A 6,650-nucleotide genomic window follows, 5' to 3' on the forward strand; every position below is an offset into this window, starting at 1 on the left:
GTTATATTTGGTCATAAAAAATCTGCACCTCTGTCTGTTGGATAATAAGTCCAACTTTAGGGGTGCAGATCACTTGTATAGTGTAAGAGAAAAGAGTATTCGGATTATATTATTGCTCGGTATTTTGTTAGTGAGTGGTATCACCTTGGTAGTGATTCTCTTTGGGATTAACCAATTCAAATTTGGTTCACAATTAGCCAGTATTAATCAGGTTTCTAATTTGTCACATGTGTTAGTTCGCCAGCAAGCAAACCTTTTTTCTACACTATTAGCAAATAATGTTTCTAATGAGAAATTAACGGATTTATTGAATACTTTTAGTCGAGAGAAATTTGTTTTAGATGCATCGTTATACAGTGGCAACGGTGAATTACTTGCACAAAGTCAGAATTCATTAAACATACGCCAACAATTAGGTTTAGATGGTGTAGAAAGTGAAGCAAAAACACAGCAAATTGTTGAACCCATTTTTAATGCCAATAGCGTTATTGGCTTTTTACGCGTTACTTTTGATGGACAATATGGGCAAACGACGGAAAGTAATATTAATCAACAATTCCATTATCTTTATGCCGAAGTGATTGTCGTATTATTGGTTGGATTGGTGATAGCAAGTAGTGTTCATTATGTATTCCGTCGTAAGAAAGTAAAATTAGAACCAATAAAATTGATTCGTAAGCCCGCAGATAACTTACAAAGAAGTAAACAGTTTCATCAAAGAAGACGTAGGTTTAAGCGATAAAGAAAATGCCATTTTATGATGATCTGACCCCAAAAAGTTGGACTTATTATTCAACAGATAGAGATATAGATTTTTTATAACCAAACATAACCAAACATTTAAACAGCAAGTGGTAGATTTTTATTTTGAACACTATGAAAGTCTTTTTTTAACCTGTCGTATATTTACCGTGCCTAAACGAATATTAAGGCGTTGGATTGCTCAATATCAACATTCAGGAATAAACGGTTTAGCCGTGTTTCATACCAAACGTACCTATACCCCGACTTTAAATATCAAGTTGTAGTAGTACACAGGCGTTAAATCGGCTAAGAAAGAAGCTATATCACCTGTTGTTTTTAGGTTTTCTATAAGCTCAGGATGTTCTCTTTCAAACTTATCAATAACCTTTTGATCAATCTCTTTAGTTAATGCTGAAGCTTTTGCATTTATCGCCATTCCCTCTAGTTCTTCATTGGTATAATTAAGGTTGAAATTATTCTCTACAGCCCGTTTCCCAATTTCCGCCGAATTAATCGCCCCTGCGGTAGTGTCGCTAATCAATCCGCCAGCTAAACCACTGGCAAGTTGGCTTAAGGCATATATAATAAGTTATTCCTATTAATTTACTATTACTTATCATTCAAATTGTTATTTGTTAATTTAAAATCCCTTAATAATAAATTATTTTTTTTAAATAACTCTATAACAAATTCAGAATCTAATTTTAAGAGAAGAACACTTGCATCATAAATATCCCAATATCTTTCTTGATAATTATTTATAACGTGAGATAGATAATGTTTAATAAGAGGAATGTATTCCTTATAATCTCTTTCTTCAATTACCCAATAAAATCTAGCAATGCTAAATCTTTTTATTTCGGAAAGTCTAATAATTTCTTTCATACAAGGATAAATACTTATTCTAGCTTTATTTTCGTTACCAAAAGTAGTTTGAGATACCAAATAAGATTTAATAGTCATTAATAAGTATTCATAACTTTTATCATTTAAATATTTATCTTTATTTAAGACTAAGCTTTTTATATATTTAAACCCATTATCAATCCCTAAAGAACATAATATTCCGGCAGCTTTTAATACATCATGAAATTTAAAATCCTCTTCATGGTGAATTATATAAAGTAATTTATTTATCCGATTGAGAGGCATGTCTTGATAATCCACCTCTTCAATAATAGTAGTATAATCCACATTATCTGGTACAGAATATAATAATTCATGCATTTCACTATCTGTAATCATATTAATTATTCTCCTTAATAATATAATTATTTGGCACACATCCTTTTATTAAACACTCTCCATCTCGTTTTGCATTTGATAAATCTTTAATTGCATCATTAAGTCTTTCTTTATTCTTTAATGTAGGATTATTAATATATCTTATTTCGGCATTATTTATTCTATTTTGAAGGTAAACTATTAGTTCTTTATGACTTGTTATTTGAGTTCCAGATAATTTCCCCTCTCGAATATCTTTCTCTAATTGTGTGAGATTCACACTAATTCTATTACTACCATATGTTTTTGGCTGTTCAGTATATCTTGGATCTGTAAAAGAAATATAAGGCGTATTTCCGGTATTTCCTCCCCTGATATGATTTTCTATGCTACCACTACCTTTTGGATTTGCAGGAATCAGATTACCATTCATATCAATTCTTGCTTTAGGTTGACTTTTAGCATTAATAATGGATAGGAAGTCATCATCATAACGATAGATAAAAGTTGCGTTCTCATAATTTGTTGTTTTTCCAACAATTGGAAGTTTACTAACTGATTTATCAAGGATGTTTTTTATACCGTCAGCAGTAAATTTTCCTATACCCGCTATTCCTGTAACAGTACTAATAGTTCCTAATTCATTAGATAAATAAACTTTCATCCGAAGTAAGTCAGCTTCATTTCGATAGCCATTCGCTTCTAATTCATCTGCTTGTTTGAGAGTTTCTCTTGTTTGTGAGCTAATTGTTTCAATAGGAGATTGCACAAATTTCTTTATCTCTTGTCCAATTTGGCTAAGTTGTTCTTTTGCTTGTGCATTGCCATATACAACCGCATCAATGGTCAACTGTGTTAATAACGCTGCACCATCAATTTGTTCTTTTGACATTTGAAGCAGAGCAGTTTTTGCAATATTTTCCATCCGTTGACTTTGTGCTTCACCATACTGGATAGCCACTTGGCGATACTGGCTATTCATTACAGGATTATCTGCCTCTAGCATATACCCCTGAAAACTTTTAAAGGCAGCAGATAGCGTTACCAGTTCACTTGCACATTCTGCACTCATACCTTGACGACAGGAAGCATCTAAACGGTTATTACGTTCAATATCTTTGAGATGAAGTTGAGTAATTTTATCTTGAATAGCTTGGCAATTTTTCCCTTGCGCCTCACATTCCGCTTTTTCTTTCATCAAACGGACTAATTCTTCGGCTTCGTGCCTAAATAGATAGTTATTCTCTACAGCCCGTTTCCCAATTTCCGCCGAGTTAATTGCCCCTGCGGTGCTGTCGCTAATCAAGCCGCCTGCTAAACTACTCGCCAGTTGGCTTAAGGTGGAGACGGTTTGTTTTTGTGCTTCGGTGAGTTGGTCTGGTGTTTTTTCGTAAAGCTGTTCGCTAATAATTTTAGCCGCTAACTCACCACTTACCGCACCCGCTGCTCCTGCAGCCGCGTTATTCCCAGTCGCATAGGCTTCGATTGCACCTAATAAGGCGTGTGCCATTAAGTTGGCTTGGGTATCGACTTCGCCTGTTATTTGATTAGTGGTGGCTTCCTTTATCGCATAATTAGCATACGGCGATAAGCCACCGACCACTGCTTGTGAGGTTTCACCTGTCGCTATCCCTTGTAATACCCCTGTAACCGCGCGCACTGTTATTTTGCCTCACAAATTGATTCATATCTTTTAGCAAAAAAGATTTTTATATTATTTTCTAAATATAATTTCAATAAAATACCCAATAATTGAAGCAATTATTGCTGTTGGAATGGGTTCAAAAAAATTAATATCACCTACAACATGATATGTATATTTGTCAAATAAATATATATATATCCTCACTAATAAGTCCAATGTAAATAATACAAAAAATATATATAAATAATTTCATTGTTTATCCATCAACTTATTAGGCTGTGTTTTATTTTCAATATAATTTCCCATAAAGCTAGATGTAACTTGTCTAAAAGGAGAACTTAATTTTGTATTTGATAAAATATTATCTATTCAAAAACCAGAAATACTTCCAATAGCAGAACCACCTAAATTCCTAATAAAATCTTCATTTGATAAGTTTTTATCTGATAATGTTATGCCTTGATAAATAGCATTAATAGACAGTTGTTGTCCCCATGTCTTTGCTGCCATTACGCCAGCTAAAGTATAATTAAGAGGGAGCTTCGCTAAGCTATCTAATTTTTCATAGATTGTTTTTTCTTAAGAATTTAATTTATTTATTTCTGCTATATATTTATCTCCGATTATTTAATATAATCCTTCCAGCTATATATGCCAACCCATACCCAATTAGAGCTTCCTTTAACTTTGAGATAAAAATATTAATGCTCAAATTTAATTTTCCATAATATATTATCCAATATAGTTCTTCTACCATAATAAAACCAATATAAATTATAAGAAATGATAAAAAAATATATAAATATCTTTTCATTTTTTCTCCTCATTATTTTTAGGTGAACTGAGCTTATTATCTATAGATGAACTGATGCTATTTGAAAGAATCTGTCTTATAATTGCGTCTGTTTTATTTTTCATCAAAATATAATCAGCTACATTTGAAGCAGCTATACCAACAGACGCTCCTGTTAAGGAATATAAAATATCAGGATTACTCTTTGAGCTGTCATTAATATTGACAAGTCCTTGATAAATAGCATTAATAGACAACTGTTGTCCTAATGTCTTTCCTGCCATTACGCCAGCTAAAGCATAATTAAGAGGGAGCTTCGCTAGGCTATCTTTATCATTTAGAGATATATTTCCATTATAAATATCAAACCCCGTTGAAACTGTTCCTGCAATCAGCGTTTCACTCGCTATAGGATGTTTTTCTAACCATTGTAATGCAGGCGAAATTTTACCCATTGCCTTTTCAGCTTGCAGAGCAGTGATAAAGGCTCTATCACTGATCCCTCTAGCAAGCGTTTCAACAGTAGTAACCCCTTTAATTATTGCGTTACCACTATTCCCAAGCACCGCCAATCCCTCTAAAGTGGATTTACCAAATTGATAATCTAATGAACTGTAAATCCTATGTGCAGCTTGGTATTTCTTATCTAATTCAGGGTTTGAATATTCTATTGCAGGTCCTGTCACATCCATTTTTAAAATATTCTTGGCGGTTTCAGGTTGCCAAGCTGCCGCTTCATTCACCCAATACATGAGTTGTTGATATTCTTGTGGGGTTAATGATGTTGGGTCTTGCTGATATTTAGTCAGCAAGGCATCAGAGACTTTATCTTTCATTTTGATGCTCGTAATACGTTCAACATCCTCTGGTGTTAATACTTTTTTCTGAGCAAGTTTGTCTAAAATAGTAATCTCTTTTTCAGAAAGGAAATTATTCTCCACCGCCCGTTTACCAATTTCCGCCGAATTAATCGCCCCTGCGGTAGTGTTGCTAATCAATCCGCCTGCTAAACCACTCGCTATTTGATTTTACTTATGGAAATTCCTAGTGTACTTCTTTTTTTAAATGATATTTATACCTACAAAAACTAATAAAAAAATATGGTATATATATTACTAAAGCAGTCTTTAAGTTATCATATAGAAAATACCATTCCCAAAAAATAATACCTTCTTCCACATATATTCTTATTGTAAAAAGAATATATTTCAATAAAAAAAGAAAATATATACAGATAAAATATTTAAAACAAGAAGTATAAAAATTATTTGCTGTCATTGTTTGCCTTATTAGTATTATTAAATTGTTTTTTTAATAATTCTGAATCACCTAATATTTCACTAGCAAATCCAGATGAAATAGAATTTAAAAATGGATTTTTTAAATTAACTTTATTTATTGTTGAAGTCCCTAATGTACCAGTAACTGCACCAAGAGCATTCCAACCATAATCCTCTGAATTTTGTGTTGCCATTGAACTAATTCCAATATTAATACTAATTTGTTGTCCTAATGTTCTACCTCGTGTTAAAAGTGTAGAAAGTTCTGCTTGTAATAAACTATATGGATCGTAAGCTTGGTCTTGTGTCAATTGATAACCTGTATTAGCTATGGCTGTAGCTGTCATTTCTGTAAGCAACGGATACTTAACTGCTTTTTTCCCAACTAACAAGCCAATATCTTTCCCCATAGATAAAGCAGCAGCTCCCGTACTAGTTGTGCTTAGCCCTGCTCCAACTGCTCCACCCAATACTAGCATTGGAATCTCAACACATCCTTTTCCTGCAATACAATCCAATGTATCTCTAAAGTCTTTTACATTCATACTTTCACTAACAACTACCCCTGATAATGACGGAATAGCCCCTCCATCAGGATAACTTTGAACTGCCTTAGCTACATCTTCTTTTGCATCGACACACATCGCTTGATTACCTGATTGACAGGCGTGTGCTGCTTTTTGCTCTCGTTCTAAGCTAATCTGTATCAAATCAGCCCTTTCTTTTCGTAAAGCTGCACAGCTAATCTCATCCGTTGCACAAATATTAACTAATTGTTTGTTAATTTCTTGTAGTCGTTCTGCTTCGTGCCTAAAGAGATAGTTATTCTCAACCGCCCGTTTACCAATTTCTGCTGAGTTAATTGCCCCTGCGGTAGTGTCGCTAATCAAGCCGCCTGCTAAACCACTCGCCAGTTGGCTTAAAGTAGAGACGGTTTGTTTTTGGGCTTCAGTCAGTTCCTCTG

The 6,650-nt window shown here is 33.5% G+C and carries 8 protein-coding genes; 2 read left to right on the forward strand and 6 right to left on the reverse strand.

Features of this window, described 5'->3' with window-relative positions; translation table 11 throughout:
- Nucleotides 1–73 precede the first annotated feature (73 nt).
- Both ACFFHT_RS02060 and ACFFHT_RS02065 read left to right on the forward strand, forming a co-directional pair.
- Nucleotides 74–742, forward strand: a complete 669-nt coding sequence (locus ACFFHT_RS02060; protein WP_382373004.1) for a YtjB family periplasmic protein — start codon at nucleotides 74–76, stop codon at nucleotides 740–742.
- 109 nt (nucleotides 743–851) lie between these two features.
- Nucleotides 852–1,028, forward strand: a complete 177-nt coding sequence (locus tag ACFFHT_RS02065) for a helix-turn-helix domain-containing protein (RefSeq protein WP_382372993.1) — start codon at nucleotides 852–854, stop codon at nucleotides 1,026–1,028.
- Here ACFFHT_RS02065 and ACFFHT_RS02070 read toward each other — a convergent pair.
- The 6 genes from ACFFHT_RS02070 to ACFFHT_RS02095 all read right to left on the reverse strand — a co-directional run.
- Complete coding sequence (locus ACFFHT_RS02070) at nucleotides 998–1,330, reverse strand: VENN motif pre-toxin domain-containing protein (protein WP_382373006.1); 333 nt, start codon at nucleotides 1,328–1,330, stop codon at nucleotides 998–1,000. The genes ACFFHT_RS02065 and ACFFHT_RS02070 overlap by 31 nt on opposite strands.
- A 23-nt stretch (nucleotides 1,331–1,353) precedes the next feature.
- Nucleotides 1,354–1,989 (reverse strand): hypothetical protein, encoded by a 636-nt coding sequence (locus tag ACFFHT_RS02075; RefSeq protein ID WP_382372995.1) that lies wholly within the window; start codon nucleotides 1,987–1,989, stop codon nucleotides 1,354–1,356.
- A 1-nt stretch (nucleotide 1,990) separates the two neighbouring features.
- Nucleotides 1,991–3,628, reverse strand: a complete 1,638-nt coding sequence (locus ACFFHT_RS02080) for a VENN motif pre-toxin domain-containing protein (RefSeq protein ID WP_382372996.1) — start codon at nucleotides 3,626–3,628, stop codon at nucleotides 1,991–1,993.
- A 354-nt stretch (nucleotides 3,629–3,982) separates the two neighbouring features.
- Nucleotides 3,983–4,123: a hypothetical protein gene (locus ACFFHT_RS02085; RefSeq protein WP_382372998.1), complete on the reverse strand. Its 141-nt coding sequence runs from the start codon at nucleotides 4,121–4,123 to the stop codon at nucleotides 3,983–3,985.
- 300 nt (nucleotides 4,124–4,423) lie between these two features.
- Nucleotides 4,424–5,404, reverse strand: a complete 981-nt coding sequence (locus ACFFHT_RS02090) for a VENN motif pre-toxin domain-containing protein (RefSeq protein WP_382373000.1) — start codon at nucleotides 5,402–5,404, stop codon at nucleotides 4,424–4,426.
- A 266-nt stretch (nucleotides 5,405–5,670) separates the two neighbouring features.
- Nucleotides 5,671–6,650, reverse strand: a 980-nt coding sequence (locus ACFFHT_RS02095) for a VENN motif pre-toxin domain-containing protein (RefSeq protein WP_382373002.1), incomplete at its 5' end; no start/stop codon positions are given.

Source organism: Gallibacterium melopsittaci, assembly GCF_042433085.1.
GTDB classification, from domain to species: Bacteria; Pseudomonadota; Gammaproteobacteria; order Enterobacterales; family Pasteurellaceae; genus Gallibacterium; species Gallibacterium melopsittaci.